The organism is Enterobacter asburiae (genome assembly GCF_007035645.1).
Classification (GTDB): Bacteria; Pseudomonadota; Gammaproteobacteria; order Enterobacterales; family Enterobacteriaceae; genus Enterobacter; species Enterobacter asburiae_B.
This window is the reverse complement of the sequence record NZ_AP019632.1, coordinates 1,897,983-1,919,726: the sequence shown is the minus strand read 5'-3', so window position 1 is coordinate 1,919,726 and position 21,744 is coordinate 1,897,983. Positions and strand designations below refer to the sequence as shown.

Sequence of the window (21,744 nt, the reverse complement as noted above, 5' to 3'; positions counted from 1 at the left end):
ATTACTCCTCCGGCAGAAGCTTCCAGCGCGGGTCGTTGTCCGGTAATGCGACCAGCGGCTGCACGACGGTCAGCACGATCTCATTGGACGAGACGCGCTGGCCTTTCTCATCTTCCACCACTGCCGACAGGTGCCAGCGGTTTGTCGCCCCTTCACTGTCATCCCAGGCAGGCATAATCACACTCCAGCCGTCGCTGCTGTTGCTTTTGCTTTTGGCCGGCGACGTCAGGCTCAGCGCCTGCGTATCCCCCTGCCAGTGGATCTCACGAATGCCGTGCGCGCTGCGAACCTGAAGCTTCAGCATAACGGTCTCGCCCCCTTTCAGATCCCACGGCGGCGTCGCCAGCCAGACGGACAGCGTTTTACGCTGGCGGAACTCCATCACCGGCAGGCTATTGCGCTCCGGCGAGTCGTAGCGGCTTCCGCGCAGGGAGCGCGTGGCGGCGACTTCACCGGCGGAAAGCTGCTTCACCAGCGGCACGCCAAAGCGATAGTTGAGCTTCAGCCCGAGGTTATTCTGGCTCGCGCCACTTTCGCCCTGCTTGTGCGCGGCGGTCAGGGTGACCAGCGGCACGGGGGTATAGTTAAGCCCCAGATTCACCGCCACCGGATTGTGATAGCCCGTTCCGCTGTTGAAGAGATCGACGTTATCGCCGAAGTATTGCTCGAAGCTCACGCTGGTATTGAGATGATGGAACCACGGCAGCCAGGCTTTAGCGGTGACGTCATAGCCGCGCGCCATGCGCTGCTCCTGGACGTCGGAGCGCTCGCGCCAGCCGGCAAAGGGCTGATAATAGTTGGCTGACAGGCGCAGATTTTCCCCCCACGCTTCCGCGCCCAGCCCGGCACGCTGCAGGTTTTCATCCAGGAGGTTATCGTAAAAGGTGTTGTAACCCAGCAGCCATTTCCCGGCGACCCAGCGCTGGCCTATTCCGGCGTTACTGACCAGGCCATCCGCCTGCTGGGTCAGGCCAAGCTGGCTCCAGCTCAGGTAACGGTTGTTATCGTTCCAGGGGATAAACCAGCTCCCGCTGCTGCCGTTAAATTTGCCATCGTTATCCACCAGTAGGTTCACGCTGGCGTTCCCCCAGGGCGAAAGCCAGGACTCAATCTGCTGGTTCACTTCGCCGCTCACCGCGTCGCGCACCTGGCCAAACGCAAACTGACGCGCCTGCTCGCCCGTTGTCAGGCCGTTGTCGGTCATGCTGGCTTCACCGAAGGCTTTCGCCATTTCGGCCAGGTGTTTTTCCCCCTCGCCCGTTGGCGCCGCCATGCCGAGGTCGGGCAAACTATCCCCGTTATTATCAAAGGGATTTTGCGCCTGCTGGATAAAGGAATTCGGCGCACCGTGAACGGCTCCGACCGTAACAAGGGAGAGTAATAACAGCAAACGAATGCGGGACGATACAGCCATCAACGTCGTAAATAAGAACCTGTGTTTCTGAATAAACTCCTATTATGTTAACGCGATAAGCCTTGAAATGCAGTTCTGGCGGACATTTCAGGATTATCCTGAAACAGCCCTTTCAGCTCCGGCACGCAGGAGCCACAGTTCGTACCGCAGCGCAGCGTCGCCCCCAGCGCGGTGACGGAATCACACCCGCCGACGATCGCCTCCCGTATCGCATTCTCCCCGACGCTGAAACAGCTGCAGATGATGCGTCCCGGATCCGCCGCCTTCCCGACGCTCTGTCCGTTCAACAAGGCGTGGCGTTCTGCGAGAAGCACGGGTGGGGATTGAAAAGCGGCTTCAATCACCGCATGCGCCAGCGCCGGTAACGCGGTGCCCTCCCAGAAGCCCAGCATCAGCTGGCCTTCATGCCAGGCCAGCACGCTGCTGCGTTCACCGGTTTGCGCAACCTGCAGCTGCCAGCCACGAGCGCTGGCGTATTCCATTACCCACGGCAGCAGCGGTTGATCGCCCGCCACCGTCAGGCGTGAGGCTTTACGCCACCAGTAAGCCGAAGAGGGCATTTCCGGCCATTCCCGGGCATAGAGTTCCCCCTGCCAGGCGGGCTGCCAGGGCAGGATCCTGACGGCGGTTTGTTTACTCTCCGGCTGGCCCGAAACCGGATCGCAGCGCCCTTCCACCAGCGCATTCACCTTTCCCTGGCGGGCAAACCCGGCGTTCCAGTGCATCGGGGCAAACGCCTCGCCTTCCCGTATCCCGTCGCTGATTCGCACTCTTGCCACCATCACGCCGCGCGGCGAGCTGATGCGCGCCAGCTGGTCGTCGCACAGGGAAAAACGAACGGCGTCTGCCGGGCCAACCTCAACAAACGGTTCGGCGATATGCTGCATCAGCCTCGCCACGTATCCCGTTCGGGTCATGGTATGCCACTGATCGCGGATGCGCCCCGAGTTGAGAATCAGAGGGTATAAGGCGCTGACCGTCGCGCCGTGCGGCAGAGGGTTAACGGGAACGATGTTTCGGCGCGGAAAATTCCCCGTCGGCCACTGATAAGGCTCAAGCTGATCCCACTCCTCGCGGGTTAGCGCAGCCAGTTGATGAAGACTCAATGCCCGCGCGCCGTCATTTTCAAAGGCCGTCAGCGCCGCATGTTCGCAAAAAATCTCGTGCGGATGTTGCCACGCAAAGGCCTCGCCGTAGCCCAGCCGTTTCGCCATCTGCGCGACGATCCACCAGTCCGGCTTCGCTTCGCCCGGCGCGGGCAGAAACGCGCGCTGGCGCGAAATGCGGCGTTCCGAGTTTGTCACCGTCCCGTCCTTCTCCCCCCAGCCCAGCGCCGGAAAACGGATATGGGCGAACCGGCTGGTGTCGGTATCCTTCATCACCTCAGAAACCATCACCAGCGGGCAGCTCGCCAGCGCCTGACACACCGCGTGGCTGTCCGGCAGCGACACGGCGGGGTTGGTGCCCATGATCCACACCGCCTTCACCTCGCCGCAGGCAATGGCGTCAAACAGGTCCACCGCCATCAGGCCCGGCGTCTGCGCCAGCCGTTCCGTTCCCCAGAAACGCGCCACCCGCGAGAGATCGTCCGGCTCGAAGCTCATGTGCGCCGCCAGCTGGTTAGCCAGCCCGCCCACTTCCCGTCCGCCCATCGCGTTTGGCTGTCCGGTCAGCGAAAACGGGCCGCAGCCCGGACGGTTGAACTTCCCGCTGGCAAGATGAACGTTAATGATGGCGTTACACTTGTCGCTGCCGCTGGCGGACTGGTTGATCCCCATGGTGTAGAGCGTAATCGCGCGAGGCGCGGTGACAAACCAGTCGTAAAAGGTGCCAATATCCTGCGGCGAGAGGCCGCAAAACGCCGCCACGCGGGATATCGGCCACGCCTCGGTTCCCTGAATCAGATTGAGTAACCCGACAAACAGCCCGGCGTCGCTTCCGGGGGCGAGCGCCAGATGCAGATCGGCGATATCACAGGTGGCGGTTCTGCGGGGATCGATTACCACCACCTTCATCTGCGGGTTGTCGTGCTTCGCCTGCACCAGCCGCTGATAGAGCACCGGATGCGTCCAGGCCGCGTTCGAGCCAGCCAGCACCACCAGATCGCTGTTTTCCACATCCTCATAGCTGCACGGCACCACGTCTTCGCCGAAGGCGCGCTTGTAGCCTACCACCGCCGAGGACATGCAAAGGCGGGAGTTGGTATCGATGTTTGCCGCGCCGATAAACCCTTTCATCAGCTTGTTGGCGGCATAGTAATCCTCGGTCAACAGCTGGCCGGAGGCGTAAAACGCCACCGCCTGCGGCCCCCATTTATCGATAATCTCCCGCAGACGATCCCCTGCCGCGTTCAGCGCCTGCGCCCAGTCCACCTCAACACCGTCAACGACCGGGCGCAAAAGCCGCCCCTGTAAGCCCGTCGTTTCTCCCAGGGCCGATCCTTTCACGCACAGGCGGCCCAGGTTCGCAGGATGGGTTTCATCTCCCCGAACGCTGACCGCTTCACCTTCCACGCGGGCGACCACGCCGCAGCCCACCCCGCAGTAGGGGCACGTTGTCCGGGTTTCCGTCATGAGGCCTCCGCACGCATTACCAGAGCGTCGCTGCCAACCCACACCTTGCCGTTTTCAATCTTCACCGGCCAGGCGCGCACCGCGGGTTCGCCGTTCTCAACCTGACAGCCGTCGCGCAGGCGAATGCGCTGCTTGTAGAGCGGGGAAATTACCACCGGCTCACCCGCCGCATCGCCAAGAATGCCGCGGGAAAGCACGTTCGCCTCACCGCCCGGCTCCCTATCGTCGAGGGCGTAAACGGTTTTGCCAAAGCGGAACAGCGCAATCGGCTTACGTCCAAGCCGCGCGCCGATGCCCGCCTGCTCGGGGATATCGTCGATGCCGCATATTTCCTGCCAGCGCTTGCTTCCATCCGCCGCGGTGTCGTTCACCGCGGTGCGGAACAGCGCCAGGCGGTTGGGATCGTTAAGCGTGGTTTGCCATTCGCACTGGTAGGCTTCCACCACCCGGGCCATCTCCTGCTCCAGCTCGTGGGCGATGCCGAGGCTGTCGTTGAGGATCACCTCGCGCAGATAGTCGAGGCCGCCTTTCAGGTTGTCCATCCAGGTGCTGGTGCGCTGCAGGCGATCCGCCGTGCGGATGTAAAACATCAGGAAACGGTCGACGGTGCGGATTAACGTTTCGTCGTCCAGATCGCTGGCGAAGAGATCCGCGTGGCGCGGCTTCATCCCGCCGTTGCCGCACAGATAGAGGTTCCAGCCCTTATCGGTGGCAATCACCCCCACGTCTTTGCTCTGCGCCTCCGCGCACTCGCGGGTGCAGCCGGAGACCGCCATTTTGATTTTGTGCGGCGCGCGCAGGCCCTTGTACCGGTGCTCCAACCGGACCGCGAGACTGGTGGAGTCCTGCACGCCGTAGCGACACCAGGTCGAGCCGACGCAGGATTTCACCGTGCGCAGGGATTTCCCGTAGGCGTGTCCGGTTTCAAAACCAGCCTCCACCAGCGCCTGCCAGATCTCCGGCAGCTGTTCGAGGGTGGCGCCGAAAAGATCGATGCGCTGCCCGCCGGTGATTTTGCTGTACAGGCTGTAGCGCTTCGCAATCTGGCCGATGGCGATCAGCCCGTCGGCGGTCACTTCCCCTGCGGGCATGCGCGGCACGATGGAGTATGTGCCGTCCTTCTGGATGTTGGCAAAATAGCGGTCGTTGGTATCCTGCAGCGGCAGGTGCGCCGGTTTCAGCAGATACTCGTTCCAGCAGGAGGCGAGCACCGACCCCACCAGCGGCTTGCAGATCTCGCATCCGTGCCCCTGTCCGTAGCGGCTGATAAGCTGGTCAAAGGTGCGGATATGGTTGACGCGCACGAGGTGGTAAATCTCCTGGCGCGAGTACGGGAAGTGCTCGCAGATGTCCTTTTTCACCTCCACGCCCTGCTCCGCCAGCTGGAACTCCATCACCTGCTTCACCAGCGCGCTACATCCCCCGCAGCCGGTCGCCGCTTTGGTGCACTGCTTAACGGCGCCGATATCCGCCGCGCCCGCGCTCACCGCCTGACAGATGTCGCCCTTGCTGACGTTATGACACGAACAGATCTGCGCGCTTTCCGGCAGCGCCGCCACGCCCAGCGCTTTTGGCGCGCTGCCTGACGACGCGGGTAATATCAGCGTTTCCGGCTCTTTCGGCAGGCTGATGCCGTTAAGCATCATCTGCACCAGCGTGGCGTACTCGCTGGCATCGCCCACCAGCACGCCGCCGAGCAGCGTTTTGCCGTCATGGCTGACCACGATTTTCTTGTAAATTTGCTGCGGACCGTGCGTCCACTGGTAGCTCAGTGCCCCCGGGGTGCGCCCGTGGGCGTCGCCGAACGAGGCCACGTCCACGCCGAGCAGCTTGAGCTTAGTGCTCATATCCGCGCCGGTGAAGGTTTTATCCTCACCCGCCAGCGCGGCGGCGGCCACCCGCGCCATCTGATAGCCGGGCGCGACCAGACCAAAGACTTTCCCCTCCCACAAGGCGCATTCGCCGATGGCCAGCACGTCCGGATCGGAGGTCTGGCACCCGTCGTCAATGCAGATCCCGCCGCGTTCGCCGATAGCCAGCCCGCTGCTGCGCGCCAGCGCGTCCTGGGGACGAATGCCCGCCGAAAAGACCACCATGTCCGTTTCAAGCTGTTCGCCATTGGCAAAGCGCAGCACCAGCCCGCCGTCCGCGTTGGCGATCTCCGTCGTGGCTTTACTGGTGTGAACGCCGACGCCCAGCGCCTCAATTTTTTTGCGCAGCATCGCCGCGCCGTCGCTGTCGAGCTGGACCGCCATCAGGTTGGGCGCAAACTCCACCACGTGGGTTTCCAGCCCGAGCTGCTTCAGGGCATTCGCCGCCTCCAGTCCGAGCAGGCCGCCGCCAATCACCACGCCGCGGCGCGAGCCCGCCGCATGTGCAGCAATGTTGTCCAGGTCGTCAAGGGTGCGGTAGACAAAACAGCCCGGCAAATCGTTGCCCGGCACGGGCGGAACGAACGGGTATGAGCCGGTCGCCAGCACCAGCTTGTCCCAGTGGGTCTCATGCCCGCTGGCGGTGCGTACCACGCGCGCGTCGCGATCGATAGCGACGATCTGCTGCGACAGGCGCAGCTCAATGCCGCTGTCGGCAAAGAAATCCCCTTCCACCAGAGAGAGCGACGCCGCGCTGCGGCCGCCAAAATATTCCGACAAATGCACGCGGTCGTAGGCGGCATAGCGCTCCTCGCCAAAGACAACGATCTGATACTGCTGATGCAGATTGCGCTTAACGCAGTCTTCGAGGAAATGATGGCCGACCATACCGTGCCCAACCACCACCAGAGTAGGTTTTGTCATAGCATTCTGTCCTGCAACCTGCGGTTGCGTAGTGAAACGATCGAACAGCCAGTCCGCGTGGGCGGGCGCAGCCGTTGCCAGTAAATCGGTAAACGTTGCCGCGCTGCGGCAGTCGCCCATCAGCAGCGCGCCAGCCAGCGCCCCCTGATGGATCAATAAACGACGATAGTGACGGGTCAGCGGATCCCATGCGTTCCAGACCACGTCGCCCTCCTGCTCCGCCGCACGGCCGAGGCTGAACAGCTCCACGCCGGTGACCTTGAGACGCATCCCGCTGTCGGTCAGGGTAAACGGCGCGGTGGCGTCCCCGGCCAGCCGCGCAGCGAGGATCTCCGCCTGCGCCAGGCAGGGGGCGATCAGGCCAAACGTCTGCCCGTCAATTTCGCAGCACTCGCCGATGGCGTAGACGTTCGGTTCGGAGGTTTGCATCTGGTGATCCACCACGATGCCGCGCGCGCAGCGAATGCCGCTGGCCTGCGCCAGCGCGACGCTGGGCTGCACGCCGGTCGCCAGCACCACTCGCGCGGCGACGACGCGGCGTCCGTTGAGCAGCGCCACGCTATTTCCGCTCACCGCTGCGATGCCCGAGGCTAGCTCACATCGCACGCCCCGCGCCGCCAGCGCCTCTTCCAGCAGCATTCCCGCCTGCCGATCCAGCTGCTGCTCCATCAGCCACGGACCGCGATGAACCAGCGTGACGTTGTCACCTGATCGCGCCAGCGCCGCCGCCGTCTCAACCCCGAGCACGCCGCCGCCCAGCACCACCGCCGGACCGGCGATCGCCTGAATGGCCCGGGTATCCTCCAGGGTGCGGAACGTGAACACATGCGGCGCATCGCAGCCGGGGATTGGCGGAATAAAGGGTGTTGATCCGGTGGCAAACACCAGCGCATCCCAGCCCAGCGTGCGGGCGGTGGTTTGCACTTCCCGCGCGTCCACGCTCACGGCGATCGCCTTTTCACCCCGCAGCACCGTCACGCCACGCGACTGGTACCAGTCGTCATCCTGCAAACAGATGTCTGCAGCCTGCTTTTCACCGCCCAGCACCGGCGAAAGCTGGATGCGGTTATAGGCATGCTCCGGCTCGTCACCGATTACGGTGATAGCGAAACGACCGGCAGCACGCCCGGTGAGCGCGGCAATCAGCCGCGTGGCCGCCATGCCATTTCCGATAATGACCAGTCGCATCAAAGCCCCCTCGTTACGCCGCTTTCGGCTGCTTTTCATAGAGGAAATGGAGGATCTGCTGGCGCATGTGGTGATAGCGGCTGTCGTCGGCCAGCTGCACCCGGTTGCGCGGGCACGGCAGGTCAACGCGCAGGATCTCCCCGACGGTGGCCGCCGGGCCGTTGGTCATCATCAGCACGCGATCGGAGAGCAGCACCGCCTCGTCCACGTCGTGGGTAATGAGCACGATGGTGGTGTTCAGCGCCTGCTGGATCTGCATCACCGAGTCCTGCAGATGCGCGCGCGTCAGGGCGTCGAGCGCGCCAAAGGGTTCATCCATCAGAAGGACTTTCGGCTTCATCGCTAGCGCGCGGGCAATACCGACGCGCTGCTTCATGCCGCCGGAGATCTCCCCCGGGCGCTTGTGCAGGGCGTGCCCCATCTGCACGCGGTCGAGGTTATGCTCAATCCACTCCCTGCGCTCCGCCTTGCTCATGCTGTGGCGAAACACGTGATCGACCGCCAGGGCCACGTTGTCGAAGCAGGTGAGCCACGGCAGCAGCGAATGGTTCTGGAAGACCACCGCACGTTCCGGACCCGGCCCGGCGATTTCACGGTTGTCGCAGATCAGCCCGCCTTCCGTCGGCAGGGTAATACCGGCGATGAGGTTCAGCAGCGTCGATTTGCCGCAGCCGGAGTGCCCGATCAGGCTGACGGTTTCGCCCTCGTGGATATCAAAAGAGACGTTTTGCAGCGCCAGAAACTCGCCGCTGGCTGTGGAAAAACGCTGGCTCACGGCCTGGACCTGAATTAATGGTTTCATGTTCGCTCCTTATTTTTCCTGCCAGCTAAAGCGACGGGCGATCAGCATCAGCCCCTGCTCCAGCAGCAGCCCGACCACGCCAATGATGACGATGGCGATGAGAATGTTTTCGACGTTGAGGTTGTTCCACTCGTTCCAGATCCAGAAGCCGATCCCTAAACCTCCGGTGAGCATCTCGGCGGCGACGATCACCAGCCAGGCGATGCCGATGGAGAGACGCACCCCGGTCAGCACCGCGGGCAGCACCGCCGGGAAGAGAATGCGGCGCATGATGGTCCACTCGGAAAGCTGCAGCACCCGGGCCACGTTGAGGTAGTCCTGCGGAATGCGGCGTACGCCTTCGGCGGTGTTGATCACCATCGGCCAGATGGAGCAGATGAAAATGGTCCAGCTCGACGCGGGCTCCGCTTTCTGGAACAGCAGCAGGCCGATGGGCAGCCAGGCCAGCGGGCTAACCGGGCGTAACAGCGCGATCAGCGGGCCGAACATGCGAGAGAAAAAGGTGAAGCGACCAATCAGGAAGCCGAGCGGGATCCCGGTGAGCGCGGCCAGGCCAAAGCCCACCGCCACGCGCTGTAATGAGGCGAGCACGTTCCAGCCGATGCCCATATCGTTAGGCCCGTCGCGATAAAACGGATCGGCAAACAGGGTGATGGCGGAATCGAGCGTGCTGAGCGGCGTCGGGAAACCTTTGCTGTTAATCGCCGCCAGCTGCCAGAGCACCACCAGCAGTCCCAGACCGAGAAACGCCGGGATGATGCGCTGGAGGATCGCATTAATCCGACGCGCAAACGTCGGCGTACGGCGGCGAACCTGCACCGGAGGCAGGACAATCACCTCCCCACTCTCCGGCGTCTCGTGTGAATTCGTCTTTTGCAGATGCTGCATAATCAGGCCCCTTTACGGTGAATGGCGAAACGGCTGGCGTATCCTTCCGGGTCGGTACCGTTCCAGACGGTGCCGTCCATCAATGTGCTGCTGCGTAATGGTGAAGTCGGTGTGCTGATGCCCCCCACCGCCGTGGCGGCATCCTGCCAGACCGCGGTCTGGTTAATGCGCTGCGCGATGCCCGCGTAGTCCGGCGCGGATTTGAGCAAGCCCCAGCGGCGGAACTGGGTTAAGAACCACATGCCGTCGGAGAGATACGGGTAGCTGACGGCCCCCTCGTTGAAGAAGCGGATCGGGTGCGCGTCCTGCCAGCGCTGGCCCAGGCCGTTGTCGTACTCGCCGAGCATGCGTCCGGTGAGATACTGTTCTTTGCAGTTGAGCCACGCCCGGCGGGAGAGGATCTGCGCGGTCTCGCGTTTGTTTTCCGGGGAGGCTTCGATCCAGCGCGCCGCCTCCAGTACCGCGCTCACCAGCGCCCGCGCGGTGTGCGGGTTTTTCTCCACCCAGTCGCGGCGCGTACCGAGGATTTTTTCCGGATGATCGGCCCAGATAGACTGCGACGTGGCGGCGGTAAAACCGATGCGGTCGTTGATGGCCCGGGCGTTCCACGGCTCGCCGACGCAAAAGCCGACCATGTTGCCAATGCGCATGTTCATCACCATCTGCGGCGGCGGCACCACCACCGTGCGCACGTCGTCAAAGGGGTTAATGCCCGCGCTGGCCAGCCAGTAGTAGAGCCACATGGCGTGCGTCCCGGTCGGGAAGGTGTGCGCGAAGGTGTAGGTGCCGGGCGCCTGCTGCCCAATGAGCTTTTTCAGCCCGTCAAGGTCTCGTACGCCCTTCTCCCCCAGATCGCTGGAAAGCGTAATTGCCTGGCCGTTCTGATTGAGCGTCATCAGGTTCGCCATCTGCTGCGGCTTGCCGGCGATGCCCAGCTCCAGGCCGTACAGCAGGCCGTAGAGAATGTGCGCGGCATCGAGTTCGCCCGCCACCAGCTTGTCGCGCACCGCCGCCCAGCTCGCCTCTTTGGTGGGCACGATGGTAATACCGTATTTTTTATCAAAGCCTTTCAGCGCCGCGATAACCACCGGGGCGCAGTCGGTCAGCGGGATAAACCCGATGCGCACCGTTTCCTGCTCCGGTTTATCCGAGCCTGCCGCCCATGCGGCCTGCATGATACCCGGTAACAGCATTGCGCCACTCGCCAGCACGCTGGCCTGCAAAAAACGCCGTCTCGACAAATCCGCCATGACCACTCCTGAAAAAAAAACCAAAAAAAAGCGCCCACGATGCCGAAGCACCAGTGGACGCCTTTATCCCGAAGACGCATGCGCCGCCGTTGGCGCATCGTCAAAAATGGTTAATCCGATAATGCAAAGTGAATGCCAGGTTTTAACCCGCAATTTCCGGGGCGCTAACCGAACTCCCCTCGCCTGCACGCACCTTAATCAGGCACAAAATGCCCGCTGACCGTGCAGCTACTCCTTTGGTGTTACCTGCCATAAATTCTTCACCATCAGCAGCGCGCGGGCGATATCCACCATCCTTTGGTTCTTGTCCATCGCCATTTTGCGCAGCGCCGTCCAGGCCTGTTCCTCACTCATATTCTGGTGGGTCATCAGCACGCTTTTCGCTTTATCAATGACTTTGCGCTCTTCAAGCGTATCGCGCAGCGATGCAAGCTGGCGCGAGAGCTGTTCTATCTCGCGTGCCTGCTGGCGCACCAGGGTGAGCAACGGTTTTTCCGGATACTGTATCAGCGGGTCGTCCTGCTCATCGGCGGGAGGCACGTACTCATCGTTACGGTAAATACGCTCGTCCACCGCCGTCATCAGATCGGCGATGAGCGTCTCCTCCAGCGTGCGCAGATGCTCAAGGCGCGCGGTTTGCAGAGCAAACCAGGCCAGAGCGGTAAGGCCATCATCCGCGGCAGGCTGGCGGGTACAGGCTACGCGCCGGAGTTGCTCCGTTTCACGATCGGGCTGGCAGTGCAGAGAAAAGGTGGTCTGGACGTCAGCGGAGCTGTGTGAGAGAAAAATTTCAAAGCAGGCCTGCTGCCCGTCGATGCGGTCAACCAGCCTCTGGCGAGTCACATCATCGAAAAAGCCCTGCGTGAAGCCAATCGCCCCCAGGGCCCGTTCCTGTCCCGCCAGCTCTTTCCCCTGCATCAGGCTATAAAGGGCAACAAAACGCCCGGCGATTTGCGGATCGTCAATGCTGTCATTGAGCTGCGGCACGATACTGAGCAGATGGCGAAGCATGCGGGAGTAGTGTTCCATCGCCTGCGGCGCCGTTACCGTTTGCTGAATAACACCGTCGCGCAGCGCGGGAAGCATGTCAAGGCACTGAAGCGCGCCGCCGATACGTTCACAGACGGTACTTCCCGGGATCGGCGACTGTTTTTCAAGAATGTCATAAAGTGCAGCAAGGTTTTCATCCACCAGCGCCCGGCTGGCTTTGCATTCAGGGGCGTAGAGCTTACCCTGTGAGCAGAGCCAGACGTTGGACGCCCCACGCTCGCACTGTAACATATGCACCAGTTGGCTAATGCCGTGCACAAGCACGCCAAGCTGTGCCAGCTTGCTGAGCTGCTCCCGGCGCATCATTCTTGCGCGCTCGAGCCATTCAGCAGCGCCTGGCGAAATGCCAGCCATTAATGTCATGCTTACTCTCCAGAACAGCGAAACTCGGGAAAGCTAAGCAATATTCGTGCCTTTATAAGAACAGGAGTCAACATGCAAAAGATTGTGATCGTCGCCAACGGTGCGGCTTACGGCAGCGAATCCCTTTTTAACAGCCTGCGCCTGGCGATTGCGCTGCGTGAAAAAGAGAGCGACCTGGCGTTACGACTCTTTTTAATGTCGGACGCGGTCACCGCGGGGCTGAAGGGTCAAAAACCGGCAGAAGGCTATAACATTCAGCAGATGCTGGAGATCCTCACCGCGCAAAACGTGCCGGTGAAGCTGTGCAAGACCTGCACCGACGGCCGCGGCATTACCGGTCTGCCGCTGATTGATGGCGTAGAGATTGGTACGCTGGTTGAGCTGGCCGAGTGGACGCTGTCCGCCGATAAAGTATTAACTTTTTAATAATAAACTCGTAAAAATATTATTTTCTTATGGACGCGGTTTCAGCATCAAGTTTACCTGCGGGGTTGCCGATAGGCATGGAAACAACACAGCAGGTATTTCACTTATGTTCAGATCGATTCGTGCACGCATCATCGCGGCGACGGCAGGCTGTCTGGTCGTCGCCCTTCTCCTTAATACCGTCATTAACTTCCAGGTCACGCGCCAGGATAACCAGCAGTCCCAGCGCGATATCCTGACCAGCACCAGCGCCAGCCATAACATGGCGATTGCCGACTGGGTAAAAAGCAAGATGACGGTGATCGCCTCCGCGCAGACCGTTGCGCTGAATGACGACCCGGTTCCGGTGTTTAAACAGCTTGCGCAGGCGGGTGGATTCACCAACGTCTATGTTGGCTACGCCAGCAAAACGGCGAAATTCTCTGAACCGGCGGGCGTTCCGGCGGACTATGACCCGACTATTCGCCCGTGGTATCAGCAGGTGGTCAGCACGGACGGTCCGGTTGTCACCGCGCCCTATGTTGACGCGGGAACCGGTAAACTGGTGGTAACCTTTGCGGTGCCGGTGAAAGAAAATGGCACGCTCAAAGCGGTCGTGGCGGGCGATGTGGCGATGGACAGCGTGGTGGCTAACGTGCGCGGGATCCATCCCACCCCGGCCAGCAGCGGGTTGCTTCTGAACAGCGACGGCAGCGTGATTGCCGCTAACGATCCGGCTCTGACGCTGAAACCGTTTGGTGAGACGATCAAGGGCATTGATTTTGCTGCGCTGAAAAGCGGTAACCCCGTCGACGGAACGCTGAACGACGCGGAAAAAACCTTCGTGGCGACAGCCGTGCCGGGCACAAACTGGCTGTTAGTCATCGCGCTCGACAGCGGTGACGCCACCTCCGGCATGCGTTCCCTGCTTAAAGCCTCGGGGATTTCGCTGGTGATCCTCGCACTCCTGAGCGCGGCGATTGTGCATTTCCTGATTGCCCGCCTGCTCAAGCGTTTGTCCGACATTCGCGACGCGATGCACAACATTGCTAACGGCACTAACGATCTGTCCCAGCGCCTGCCGGATAACGGCGAAGACGAGGTCGCGCAGATTGCCCAGGCCTTTAACGCCTTCAGCGATAAGCTGTCGGTGGTGATGGTGCAGCTCCGTGACGCCAGCGAATCGGTGAAAAACGCCGCGCAGGAGATTGCCGCAGGTAACCAGGATCTTTCCGGACGTACCGAGCAGGCGGCATCCAGCCTGCGCGAGACGGCCAGCGCCGTGGAGCAGATCACCGCCTCCGTGACGCAGTCGAATGAATCGGCGGCAGAAGCGAACGACCAGGCGAGCAAGGCCTCAGCGGCCGCGGCGCGCGGCGGCGAGGTGGTATCGCAGGCGATCAGCACCATGCAGTCCATTGAAGTCGCGTCGGCAAAAATTGGCGATATCACCAGCGTGATTGACGGGATTGCTTTCCAGACTAACATTCTGGCGCTGAACGCCTCCGTCGAGGCGGCGCGTGCGGGTGAGCAGGGGCGCGGGTTTGCCGTCGTAGCAGGTGAAGTGCGTAACCTGGCAAGTCGTAGCGCTCAGGCGGCGAAAGAGATCAAATCTCTGATTGACTCCACCACCGACAGCGTGGCAACCGGCTCCCGCTACGTGCATCTGGCGGGGGAAAGCATGGATGAGATCCGCTCCAGCATCGGCAGCGTCTCTGGCATCATGCGTGAAATCTCCATCGCCACCAGCGAGCAGATGAAAGGGATTCATGAGATCAACCACGCGGTGACCCATCTCGACAGAATGGTTCAGCAGAACGCCGAGCTGGTGGTGGAATCCGCCGCCGCCGCGGGAGCCCTGCAGAGCCAGGCGGGCGACCTTGCTGAAACAGCCGGGCATTTCCGCATTTAATCTTCTTCCGGCGCGCGTTTAGCGGGTAAAACGCGCGCTAGCCTAAATTTTGAGGAATTTTGTCATTTTTGTTTAATCGTTATGCCATTTTTTGATCAAAATCAGCATCCCGCCCCCTCCCCTTTGGTGTTATGCCATGAGTGAATTGTGAACAACATCACGCTCGGATATGGCAGCAGGGAGAGCGTTGTTTAAGACTACGGGGTAAAAAATGGCACTGGTAAAAACAAGTTTGAAACTGTTTGGTGGGGATACGGTAGTGGTGCGTTGCTCAGAACGCTGTCGTATTCATCTGATGAGTTCGAAAGCACAAAAACAGTCCCAGGCGGATATTCTCACCGTACAGGACGATAAGGCCTGGCTTACCGTGCCGTATACCGGCACGTGGGATGTGCTGATTGATAGCCACAGCCAGTCGCTGGAGCATTCCGTCAGCTACGTGGCAGCATAAGTTTAAACGCCCGGCAAGCCGGGCGTATTGTCAGGCAAAACCCGGTCGCAGCGCGCTGTTGAGCGGGTTCCCTTCCAGCAGCGCCTTCACCTTCACCACCAGCTCATTTAGACAATCGTCCTTCATGCCGAGGCGCGTCAGCTCCTGATCGAGGGAGAACAGATACTGCGCGTTGGTGCCCAGAGGCCCGCTCGCGGCGGCAATCAACGGGGCAATCACCTGCGTGCGGGTATCCGCTTCATACAGCGGATGACGCGGGTCCATAATAAACACCAGCGCGTTGACGGTGCGTCCGTCGTCCAGTTCCAGCTTGCACCAGCTCGGCATATAGCAGCCGGTGATCATCTCGCGCTTCCAGAGCAGCGTGAGCTCCTCTTCCAGCGTGGCATCCGGCAGGCGATACGCCACGCCCGTGGTGCGCCCGCCCTCTTTCAGTGCAAGCATACGGCCAGGCTGGCACGCGCTGCCGCGTCCGGCCGTCAGGCGCAGGCAAAATGCGCGATGCCAGCCAGGCAGCGTTCCCGTTGCCGATTCGACAAATTCCAGAGCCGGGTTCCACATCAGGGAGCCGTAGCCAAAAATCCATACCGGGCCATCATCCGGGCGGCAGGCAAGCGTGGCAGCGAGTGACGCCGCACGTTGTTCAGCTGACCAGAGAAGCGATTCCTCAATAGCACCAAATGCCGTCTTACAATCTGCCTTCATTAAGAAATCACGCGTTAACACTTTCCACCTCCGCCACTGCATGCTTCCTTGCGACATCTGTAATTCGCCTTCCCGGCATTTTATGCTGGTCATTTTGCCAGCAGTCGAATAACGATAAGCAATTAGCGGACCAGTTGCAATACAACGGAAGTTCAACCGCCTGAAAAGTCAAAATGAAGGCAGCGAATCATTTCATGGCTATTTCTTTTTATGCCATTTATCGTCGTCTCCTTTCTCATATTCATGTTTTACTGCGGCCCAGGCGACTTTGTGGGCCGTCTCTTCACGGCTGGCATCATCCCGGCGATCGTCCTTGTCTTTGTACTGATCCCAGGCGCTGTTAAACGCCTCTTTGTAGATATCCTGCGCGTGAGCGGGCAGAACGTTTTGCACGTTATCCGGTAATTCGCATTTCGCTTTATAGGGCATCACTAACCTCTCTTTTGGTTAAAGAGATAAGTGTGGACGACGATACGCCATGGTGCCACCCGGCAATAATTTATGAGTACATTATATTTTTAATTCGCTGTTATTTAATGAGTATTAAACAAAAACTATTCATTACAGGCATCAGGATTAAAAATAATGGAAAAGGGTAAAATTAAGTAAAAAATAAAGGGTATTTAACAGAGATCTGTTAATTTAATGACCTCAAAAATCTATCTATAATTACAAGCACCTGCATTGATGGAGAAGCACATGACAGCAACACACGAGGCGGTAAAGACCCGCCACAAGGAGACGTCACTCATTTTCCCGGTTCTGGCACTGGCTGTGCTGCTCTTCTGGGGAAGCAGTCAGTCACTGCCAGTGGTGGTTGGTATCAATATTCTTGCCCTGGTCGGCATCTTAACCAGCGCATTTAGCGTTGTTCGCCATGCGGACGTCCTGGCCCACCGTCTGGGCGAGCCGTACGGATCGTTAATTCTCAGCCTTTCCGTTGTTATTCTCGAAGTCAGCCTGATTTCCGCCCTTATGGCGACCGGCGATGCTGCGCCAACGCTGATGCGCGATACGCTCTATTCGATCATCATGATTGTAACGGGCGGCCTGGTGGGCTTCTCTCTGCTGCTGGGCGGGCGCAAATTTGCGACCCAGTATATGAACCTGTTCGGCATTAAACAGTATCTTATCGCCCTCTTCCCGCTGGCGGTTATCGTGCTGGTCTTCCCGATGGCGCTGCCGGGTGCAAACTTTTCCACCGGGCAGGCGCTGCTGGTCGCACTGATTTCCGCCGCCATGTACGGTGTGTTCCTGTTGATTCAGACCAAAACGCACCAGAGTCTGTTTGTGTACGAGCATGAAGACGACGGTGACGATGATGACCCGCACCACGGCAAGCCATCGGCCCACAGCAGCGCGTGGCATACGGTTTGGCTGATCGTGCATCTGATTGCGGTGATTGCCGTCACCAAGATGAACGCTAACCCGCTGGAGACGCTGTTAACCGAGCTGAACGCGCCGGTGGCGTTTACCGGCTTCCTGGTGGCGCTGCTGATCCTGTCCCCTGAAGGGCTGGGCGCGCTGAAAGCGGTGTTGAATAATCAGGTGCAGCGCGCAATGAACCTGTTCTTCGGCTCCGTACTGGCGACGATTTCACTTACCGTACCGGTGGTGACGCTGATTGCCTTTATGACGGGCAACGAGCTGCAGTTTGCGCTGGGCGCGCCGGAGATGATTGTGATGGTCGCCTCGTTGCTGCTGTGCCAGATTTCGTTCTCAACCGGGCGCACCAACGTGCTGAACGGCGCGGCGCATATGGCCTTGTTTATTGCGTATTTAATGACAATTTTTGCGTAGCCTTTTTGCCCAGCGACGCTTCGCTTGCAGGGCCTACGGGTTTTGTAGGCCGGGTAAGCGCAGCGCCACCCGGCAATATGCCCCATAAAAAACCCGCCGAAGCGGGTTTTTTTATTAGTTGCTGGTATCCAGTTCGTCGAAGCTCTTCACCAGATCGTCAATCGCTTTGATCTGTTTCAGGAACGGCTCCAGCTTGTCCAGCGGCAGCGCGGATGGGCCGTCGCATTTCGCGTTAGCCGGATCCGGGTGCGCTTCAATGAACAGGCCGGCCAGACCGGTCGCCATGCCGGCGCGCGCCAGCTCGGTCACCTGAGCGCGACGGCCGCCGGACGCGGCGCCGAACGGGTCGCGGCACTGCAGAGCGTGCGTCACGTCGAAAATCACCGGAGACTGGCCGGAGACATTTTTCATTACGCTGAAGCCCAGCATATCGACAACCAGGTTGTCGTAACCGAAGTTTGCGCCACGGTCACACAGGATCACCTTGTCGTTTCCGCCTTCGATAAATTTATCGACGATGTTGCCCATCTGGCCTGGGCTGACGAACTGGGGTTTTTTCACGTTAATCACGGCACCGGTTTTCGCCATCGCCGCAACCAGGTCAGTCTGACGCGCCAGGAATGCCGGAAGCTGAATCACGTCCACCACGTCTGCCACCGGCTGCGCCTGTGAGGCTTCATGCACGTCGGTGATCACTTTCACGCCAAAGGTCTGCTTCAGCTCCTGGAAAATTTTCATTCCCTCTTCCAGGCCCGGGCCACGGTAAGAGTTGATGGAGGAGCGGTTGGCTTTGTCAAAAGAGGCCTTAAACACGTACGGGATGCCCAGCTTCTGGGTCACGGTCACGTAGTGTTCGCAGATACGCATGGCGAGATCGCGGGATTCCAGCACGTTCATGCCGCCAAACAGTACGAACGGCAGGTCGTTTGCTACCTTGATATCACCAATGCTAACCACTTTTTGTTTCATAGGATCGCCTTATTCAGGTGTGAATCGGAATTAAGATTAATGCAGTGTAATTTGTTTGTGCGAGATCGCGTTGATCTGCGCACGAATCATTTCGCTAATGGGATCTTCCGGACACTGCTCAACGAAATAATTCAAATCATTCAGCGCCACGTGTTCACAGTCGAGCTGCGCGTAGATCAGCCCACGATCGCGAATTTCGTACGGGTCTTCCGGGTTGAACTGCAGCAGCACTTCGCTGGCGCGCAACGCCAGCTCCATCTGACGCTCTTCCATTAACGCAGACTTCAGCGTATCCAGCAGCTTGCGAATCACTTCCGCGTTATCCGCCTCGTCGAGATCTTCGTTGAACAGTTCAGCCACCGGGCTGATATTGCCTTTCAGCCACACGTCCAGCGTATGTTCATCCAGCGTGTCGCCGTTGAAGGGATTAATGAGCCACATTTCACCGTCCAGCCACTCAGCGCGCAGGATCATCTGCGTCGGGAAAATGACCGGGACCAGCGGAATATCCAGACGGTGCGCGACCCACAGCAAAATAGAGCCCAGCGCCACGGCGCTGCCCTGACGATTTTTTAAGACCTGGTCCAGCCATAACGCGTCAGACAGGCGATACACGCCCCGCGTGTCGCAGAAACCCCATTCGCCGTAGAAAAGCTCCAGCAGCTTCTCTAATTGCCAGTCTTGCGGGCGAGCCTGATTAATCTCTTCACGCGCCAGGCTGACCAGATTCTCCAGCTCATCGTAGACAAACTGCGACGTAAAATCGTCGCGAATCATCTCAGAAATCAGGATCATGCCATCGCAAAGCGGCACTTTATTAAATTCGAAATCGGCTAAGGACCTCATGACTTACCCCAGTAACGGTATTCTTGTGGTGGCGAGTTTAATGATGATGTACAGCACCACCAGACCCAGCAGAAAGGCGATAAACCCGACCTGCTGGCTGCGCGGACGACGACGCCCAAGCGCGATAAAACCCAAAACGATGTAGATGATAACGCCAAACAGCTTTTCAGTCAGCCATGCACCTTTATCAGTAAATGGCAGATAGCCGGTCTTCAACATGAGTCCGGCGCCGGAAAGGAGCAATAGCGTGTCGATGCAGTGCGGCGCGATACGCACCCAGCGGGCATCCATCAGCGGATTGTTGCTGTAGCGCCACCAGTAACGGACGATGAAAAAGCTGACGGTCAGCGCAACGGAAATGAGGTGGACGGTAATGAGCACGGTAAACAGGCTCATAGCCACTGCCCCAGCGTCAGGCGTTCGTTGCCGCCGTAGTCGCGGCAGGTTTCGACAGCGGCGTAGCCAGCTTGCGTAAACAGTGCCCGAACGCCCTCTCCCTGCGTCCAGCCATGCTCCACGAGCAGCCAGCCGCCGGGAAGTAAATGTTCCCGTGACGTTGTCACAATGTGTTCGAGATCGGCTAATCCCGCGTTGGCGGCCACGAGCGCCGTCAGCGGTTCGAAGCGCACGTCTCCCTGCGCAAGGTGCGGGTCATGTTCGTCGATATAGGGAGGATTGCTGACAATCATCGCAAATGAGCGATTCTCCAGCGCGGCAAACCAGCTGCTTTGCAGCACCGTCACGTTGCGAAGCCCGAGACGTTCCACGTTACGCTGCGCCAGCGCCACCGCATCGGACATCACATCCACCGCCGTTACCGCGCAGTCGGGCCGCTCGGTGGCCAGCGCCAGCGCGATAGCACCGGTGCCGGTACCGAGATCGAGAATGCTGCAGGCCGCCGCAGGTAAACGCGCCAGCGCCTGCTCCACCAGGCACTCGGTGTCCGGACGCGGGATCAGCGTCGCCGCCGAGACGTACAGCGGTAACGACCAGAACTCACGCTCACCGACCAGATGCGCCACCGGCTCGCCGGTTTTACGGCGAGCAAGCAGCGCGGCGAGCTGCGCTTCCTGTTCCGCGGTCAGTTCGGTTTCGCCAAAAGCCAGCAGATACGTGCGGGCTTTACCCGTCACGTGCTCAAGCAAAATCTCGGCGTCGCGTTTCGGGCTTTCGCTTTCTGAAAGCTCACCGGCCGCCTCACGTAACCAGCGCTGAAAATCCATTATTCCTGCTCGGACAGCGCCGCCAGCTGGTCGGCCTGGTATTCCTGCACGATAGGCTCGATCAGCATATCCAGCTTCCCTTCCATCACCTCGTCCAGACGGTACAGCGTCAGGTTGATGCGGTGATCGGTTACGCGCCCCTGCGGGAAATTGTAGGTGCGGTTACGGTCGCTGCGATCGCCGCTGCCCAGCAGGTTACGCCGCGTAGACGCTTCCGCCTGCTGGCGCTTCGCCATTTCGGCTGCGTGGATACGCGCGCCCAGCACGGACAACGCCTTGGCTTTGTTTTTGTGCTGCGAACGCTCGTCCTGACATTCGACGACGATGCCGGTCGGCAGGTGGGTAATACGGATGGCGGAGTCGGTGGTGTTAACGTGCTGACCGCCCGCGCCAGAGGAGCGGAACGTATCAATACGCAGGTCCGCCGGATTGATGTCGGGCAGTTCAGCTTCCGGCAGCTCCGGCATCACCGCAACCGTACAGGCGGAGGTGTGAATGCGGCCCTGAGATTCGGTGGCCGGCACGCGCTGCACGCGGTGACCGCCGGATTCAAACTTGAGACGACCGTACACGCCGTCGCCGCTGATCTTGGCGATAACCTCTTTGTAGCCACCATGTTCGCCTTCGTTGGCGCTCATGATCTCCACGCGCCAGCGACGCGATTCGGCGTAGCGGCTGTACATGCGGAACAGATCCCCGGCAAACAGCGCCGCTTCGTCACCGCCGGTACCGGCACGCACTTCCACAAACGCGTTACGCTCGTCGTCCGGATCTTTCGGCAGCAGAAGCACCTGAAGCTGCTGCTCCATCTCTTCAGAACGCGCTTTCGCATCCTGCAACTCTTCCTGCGCCATCTCGCGCATTTCAGGATCGTCGAGCATCATCTGCGCGGTTTCGATATCTTCCTGAACCTGTCGCCAGTCGGTAAAGCATTTAGAAACATCACTTAACTGCGCGTATTCACGCGAGAGCGCGCGAAAACGTTCCTGGTCCGCAATGGTCCCGGCATCCCCGAGCAGCGCCTGTACTTCTTCATGGCGCTCGTGCAGAGCTTCCAGTTTAGCGACGATAGAAGGCTTCATAGGCGTAAGTGCACCTTGTCTTAGAAAA

18 protein-coding genes are annotated in these 21,744 nt (G+C 59.9%); 4 read left to right on the top strand and 14 right to left on the bottom strand.

The genetic code is table 11. The features are described from left to right. Position 1: 1 nt before the first annotated feature. The 7 genes from FOY96_RS09095 to nasR all read right to left on the bottom strand — a co-directional run bounded on the left by FOY96_RS09095 (position 2) and on the right by nasR (position 12,323). Positions 2–1,414, bottom strand: coding sequence for a YchO/YchP family invasin (locus FOY96_RS09095; RefSeq protein ID WP_143346871.1), 1,413 nt, complete (start codon positions 1,412–1,414; stop codon positions 2–4). A 47-nt stretch (positions 1,415–1,461) separates the two neighbouring features. After that, a complete protein-coding gene (locus FOY96_RS09090; RefSeq protein ID WP_143346870.1) occupies positions 1,462–3,987 on the bottom strand; it encodes a nitrate reductase in 2,526 nt (841 codons plus the stop codon). Next, on the bottom strand, positions 3,984–7,970 hold the full coding sequence (gene nirB / locus FOY96_RS09085) for a nitrite reductase large subunit NirB (RefSeq protein ID WP_143346869.1): 3,987 nt from the start codon (positions 7,968–7,970) through the stop codon (positions 3,984–3,986). Before nirB ends, FOY96_RS09090 begins: the two co-directional genes overlap by 4 nt. 13 nt (positions 7,971–7,983) lie before the next feature. Continuing rightward, positions 7,984–8,772 carry an ABC transporter ATP-binding protein gene (locus FOY96_RS09080; RefSeq protein ID WP_143346868.1) on the bottom strand — a complete coding sequence of 263 codons (789 nt, stop codon included), beginning with the start codon at positions 8,770–8,772 and terminating at the stop codon, positions 7,984–7,986. Positions 8,773–8,781: 9 nt separating this feature from the next. Continuing rightward, complete coding sequence (gene ntrB, locus FOY96_RS09075) at positions 8,782–9,660, bottom strand: nitrate ABC transporter permease (RefSeq protein WP_047061038.1); 879 nt, start codon at positions 9,658–9,660, stop codon at positions 8,782–8,784. 2 nt (positions 9,661–9,662) lie between these two features. Continuing rightward, positions 9,663–10,910, bottom strand: coding sequence for a CmpA/NrtA family ABC transporter substrate-binding protein (locus tag FOY96_RS09070; RefSeq protein WP_143346867.1), 1,248 nt, complete (start codon positions 10,908–10,910; stop codon positions 9,663–9,665). Positions 10,911–11,138: 228 nt separating this feature from the next. Beyond that, the gene (gene nasR, locus FOY96_RS09060) at positions 11,139–12,323 is read right to left on the bottom strand and encodes a nitrate regulatory protein NasR (protein WP_143346866.1); all 1,185 of its coding nucleotides are present in this window, start codon (positions 12,321–12,323) and stop codon (positions 11,139–11,141) included. Positions 12,324–12,395: 72 nt separating this feature from the next. Between nasR and FOY96_RS09055 the strand changes: the two genes are divergently transcribed. The 3 genes from FOY96_RS09055 to FOY96_RS09045 all read left to right on the top strand — a co-directional run bounded on the left by FOY96_RS09055 (position 12,396) and on the right by FOY96_RS09045 (position 15,091). Further along, entirely contained in the window at positions 12,396–12,749 is a 354-nt protein-coding gene (locus FOY96_RS09055) for a DsrE/DsrF/TusD sulfur relay family protein (RefSeq protein WP_008499522.1), read from the top strand. A gap of 106 nt (positions 12,750–12,855) precedes the next feature. Then, positions 12,856–14,640: a methyl-accepting chemotaxis protein gene (locus FOY96_RS09050; RefSeq protein WP_039263586.1), complete on the top strand. Its 1,785-nt coding sequence runs from the start codon at positions 12,856–12,858 to the stop codon at positions 14,638–14,640. A gap of 211 nt (positions 14,641–14,851) precedes the next feature. Beyond that, complete coding sequence (locus tag FOY96_RS09045) at positions 14,852–15,091, top strand: DUF1883 domain-containing protein (protein WP_010432930.1); 240 nt, start codon at positions 14,852–14,854, stop codon at positions 15,089–15,091. Positions 15,092–15,121: 30 nt separating this feature from the next. Here FOY96_RS09045 and FOY96_RS09040 read toward each other — a convergent pair whose 3' ends face one another. Beyond that, positions 15,122–15,817 (bottom strand): gamma-glutamylcyclotransferase, encoded by a 696-nt coding sequence (locus FOY96_RS09040; RefSeq protein WP_047061041.1) that lies wholly within the window; start codon positions 15,815–15,817, stop codon positions 15,122–15,124. Positions 15,818–15,994: 177 nt separating this feature from the next. Further along, positions 15,995–16,225, bottom strand: coding sequence for a putative cation transport regulator ChaB (gene chaB / locus FOY96_RS09035; RefSeq protein WP_143347765.1), 231 nt, complete (start codon positions 16,223–16,225; stop codon positions 15,995–15,997). 270 nt (positions 16,226–16,495) lie between these two features. Here chaB and chaA point away from each other — a divergent pair, with 270 nt between their 5' ends. Then, the gene (gene chaA, locus FOY96_RS09030; RefSeq protein ID WP_143346865.1) at positions 16,496–17,596 is read left to right on the top strand and encodes a sodium-potassium/proton antiporter ChaA; all 1,101 of its coding nucleotides are present in this window, start codon (positions 16,496–16,498) and stop codon (positions 17,594–17,596) included. 114 nt (positions 17,597–17,710) lie between these two features. Here chaA and kdsA read toward each other — a convergent pair whose 3' ends face one another. From kdsA to prfA, 5 genes are read right to left on the bottom strand one after another with little or no spacing between them, the layout of a single operon-like run. Then, positions 17,711–18,565, bottom strand: coding sequence for a 3-deoxy-8-phosphooctulonate synthase (kdsA, locus tag FOY96_RS09025; protein ID WP_029741601.1), 855 nt, complete (start codon positions 18,563–18,565; stop codon positions 17,711–17,713). Positions 18,566–18,601: 36 nt separating this feature from the next. After that, the gene (gene sirB1 / locus FOY96_RS09020; RefSeq protein WP_023312124.1) at positions 18,602–19,411 is read right to left on the bottom strand and encodes an invasion regulator SirB1; all 810 of its coding nucleotides are present in this window, start codon (positions 19,409–19,411) and stop codon (positions 18,602–18,604) included. Between the two features lie 3 nt (positions 19,412–19,414). After that, complete coding sequence (gene sirB2 / locus FOY96_RS09015; protein ID WP_039263588.1) at positions 19,415–19,807, bottom strand: invasion regulator SirB2; 393 nt, start codon at positions 19,805–19,807, stop codon at positions 19,415–19,417. After that, positions 19,804–20,634, bottom strand: a complete 831-nt coding sequence (gene prmC / locus FOY96_RS09010; protein WP_143346864.1) for a peptide chain release factor N(5)-glutamine methyltransferase — start codon at positions 20,632–20,634, stop codon at positions 19,804–19,806. Before prmC ends, sirB2 begins: the two co-directional genes overlap by 4 nt. After that, entirely contained in the window at positions 20,634–21,716 is a 1,083-nt protein-coding gene (prfA, locus tag FOY96_RS09005) for a peptide chain release factor 1 (RefSeq protein WP_021240360.1), read from the bottom strand. The genes prmC and prfA overlap by 1 nt, the downstream gene beginning before the upstream one ends. Positions 21,717–21,744 lie beyond the last annotated feature (28 nt).

What these genes read in the sequence shown, in the direction of transcription:
- FOY96_RS09095 (WP_143346871.1), bottom strand. Translation starts at nt 1,414, where the DNA reads ATGGCTGTATCGTCCCGCATTCGTTTGCTGTTATTACTCTCCCTTGTT.
- FOY96_RS09090 (WP_143346870.1), bottom strand. Translation starts at nt 3,987, where the DNA reads ATGACGGAAACCCGGACAACGTGCCCCTACTGCGGGGTGGGCTGCGGC.
- nirB (WP_143346869.1), bottom strand. Translation starts at nt 7,970, where the DNA reads ATGCGACTGGTCATTATCGGAAATGGCATGGCGGCCACGCGGCTGATT.
- FOY96_RS09080 (WP_143346868.1), bottom strand. Translation starts at nt 8,772, where the DNA reads ATGAAACCATTAATTCAGGTCCAGGCCGTGAGCCAGCGTTTTTCCACA.
- ntrB (WP_047061038.1), bottom strand. Translation starts at nt 9,660, where the DNA reads ATGCAGCATCTGCAAAAGACGAATTCACACGAGACGCCGGAGAGTGGG.
- FOY96_RS09070 (WP_143346867.1), bottom strand. Translation starts at nt 10,910, where the DNA reads ATGGCGGATTTGTCGAGACGGCGTTTTTTGCAGGCCAGCGTGCTGGCG.
- nasR (WP_143346866.1), bottom strand. Translation starts at nt 12,323, where the DNA reads ATGACATTAATGGCTGGCATTTCGCCAGGCGCTGCTGAATGGCTCGAG.
- FOY96_RS09055 (WP_008499522.1), top strand. Translation starts at nt 12,396, where the DNA reads ATGCAAAAGATTGTGATCGTCGCCAACGGTGCGGCTTACGGCAGCGAA.
- FOY96_RS09050 (WP_039263586.1), top strand. Translation starts at nt 12,856, where the DNA reads ATGTTCAGATCGATTCGTGCACGCATCATCGCGGCGACGGCAGGCTGT.
- FOY96_RS09045 (WP_010432930.1), top strand. Translation starts at nt 14,852, where the DNA reads ATGGCACTGGTAAAAACAAGTTTGAAACTGTTTGGTGGGGATACGGTA.
- chaB (WP_143347765.1), bottom strand. Translation starts at nt 16,225, where the DNA reads ATGCCCTATAAAGCGAAATGCGAATTACCGGATAACGTGCAAAACGTT.
- chaA (WP_143346865.1), top strand. Translation starts at nt 16,496, where the DNA reads ATGACAGCAACACACGAGGCGGTAAAGACCCGCCACAAGGAGACGTCA.
- kdsA (WP_029741601.1), bottom strand. Translation starts at nt 18,565, where the DNA reads ATGAAACAAAAAGTGGTTAGCATTGGTGATATCAAGGTAGCAAACGAC.
- sirB1 (WP_023312124.1), bottom strand. Translation starts at nt 19,411, where the DNA reads ATGAGGTCCTTAGCCGATTTCGAATTTAATAAAGTGCCGCTTTGCGAT.
- sirB2 (WP_039263588.1), bottom strand. Translation starts at nt 19,807, where the DNA reads ATGAGCCTGTTTACCGTGCTCATTACCGTCCACCTCATTTCCGTTGCG.
- prmC (WP_143346864.1), bottom strand. Translation starts at nt 20,634, where the DNA reads ATGGATTTTCAGCGCTGGTTACGTGAGGCGGCCGGTGAGCTTTCAGAA.
- prfA (WP_021240360.1), bottom strand. Translation starts at nt 21,716, where the DNA reads ATGAAGCCTTCTATCGTCGCTAAACTGGAAGCTCTGCACGAGCGCCAT.